General features: G+C 50.5%; 1 rRNA gene. It reads right to left on the bottom strand.

Going from position 1 to position 1,918, the window contains the following annotated elements:
* Nucleotides 1–50: 50 nt before the first annotated feature.
* Nucleotides 51–1,579 (bottom strand): 16S ribosomal RNA (locus tag ACO0K9_RS27820).
* Between the last annotated feature and the right edge of the window lie 339 nt (nucleotides 1,580–1,918).

Raw genomic sequence — 1,918 nt, 5'->3', positions numbered from 1 at the left:
TCATCATTAACAGTCAATAAGTGTGGACACTTCACTACACGCTACTCTAGAAAGGAGGTGATCCAGCCGCACCTTCCGATACGGCTACCTTGTTACGACTTCACCCCAGTCACGAACCCTGCCGTGGTAATCGCCCTCCTTGCGGTTAAGCTAACTACTTCTGGCAGAACCCGCTCCCATGGTGTGACGGGCGGTGTGTACAAGACCCGGGAACGTATTCACCGCGACATGCTGATCCGCGATTACTAGCGATTCCAACTTCATGTAGTCGAGTTGCAGACTACAATCCGGACTACGATACACTTTCTGGGATTAGCTCCCCCTCGCGGGTTGGCGGCCCTCTGTATGTACCATTGTATGACGTGTGAAGCCCTACCCATAAGGGCCATGAGGACTTGACGTCATCCCCACCTTCCTCCGGTTTGTCACCGGCAGTCTCATTAGAGTGCCCTTTCGTAGCAACTAATGACAAGGGTTGCGCTCGTTGCGGGACTTAACCCAACATCTCACGACACGAGCTGACGACAGCCATGCAGCACCTGTGTAAAGGTTCTCTTTCGAGCACTCCCAAATCTCTTCAGGATTCCTTCCATGTCAAGGGTAGGTAAGGTTTTTCGCGTTGCATCGAATTAATCCACATCATCCACCGCTTGTGCGGGTCCCCGTCAATTCCTTTGAGTTTTAATCTTGCGACCGTACTCCCCAGGCGGTCTACTTCACGCGTTAGCTGCGTTACCAAGTCAATTAAGACCCGACAACTAGTAGACATCGTTTAGGGCGTGGACTACCAGGGTATCTAATCCTGTTTGCTCCCCACGCTTTCGTGCATGAGCGTCAGTGTTATCCCAGGGGGCTGCCTTCGCCATCGGTATTCCTCCACATATCTACGCATTTCACTGCTACACGTGGAATTCTACCCCCCTCTGACACACTCTAGCCTTACAGTCTCCAATGCAGTTCCCAGGTTGAGCCCGGGGATTTCACATCAGACTTATAAAACCGCCTGCGCACGCTTTACGCCCAGTAATTCCGATTAACGCTTGCACCCTACGTATTACCGCGGCTGCTGGCACGTAGTTAGCCGGTGCTTATTCTTCAGGTACCGTCATTAGCAGACCGTATTAGGATCCACCGTTTCTTCCCTGACAAAAGAGCTTTACAACCCGAGGGCCTTCTTCACTCACGCGGCATTGCTGGATCAGGGTTGCCCCCATTGTCCAAAATTCCCCACTGCTGCCTCCCGTAGGAGTCTGGACCGTGTCTCAGTTCCAGTGTGGCTGGTCGTTCTCTCAAACCAGCTACTGATCGTCGCCTTGGTAGGCTTTTACCCTACCAACTAGCTAATCAGATATCGGCCACTCCATGAGCATGAGGTCTTGCGAGCCCCCACTTTCCACCTTAGTGCGTATGCGGTATTAGCGTAACTTTCGCTACGTTATCCCCCACTCTAGGGTATGTTCCGATATATTACTCACCCGTTCGCCACTCGCCGCCAGGTTGCCCCGCGCTGCCGTTCGACTTGCATGTGTAAGGCATGCCGCCAGCGTTCAATCTGAGCCAGGATCAAACTCTTCAGTTTAATCTCTGTTTTTCGACAATTTCTTGTCTATGTCACCGTAGTGACATGTCGCTCACTCAAAATACTGACAGTTCAGTTTCTTATTGCTAAAAAACTGTCTTGCTTTGTTATTTCTTGTGAACACTTGCTATATTATTTAAGCATTTCCAATCAACCTAAGTTGACTGGTGCGCTTCGCCAAGTGCCCACATTTATTGACTGTTAATTGTTAAAGAACTGTAATCTTTTCTGCCTCACTGAACTACTTATTCGTCCAGTTTTGCCGCGCAGCGTTGTGTGCGTCAGCAGCAGAGAAACGAGATTATGAAGCACTTTACTTCCCCTGTCAACACCCGCTGC

The sequence above is a fragment of the Undibacterium sp. Ji50W genome (genome assembly GCF_049340445.1).
Classification (GTDB): domain Bacteria; phylum Pseudomonadota; class Gammaproteobacteria; order Burkholderiales; family Burkholderiaceae_D; genus Undibacterium.
Note: the sequence above shows the minus strand (reverse complement) of the source record. Positions and strands in the feature narration are given on the sequence as shown.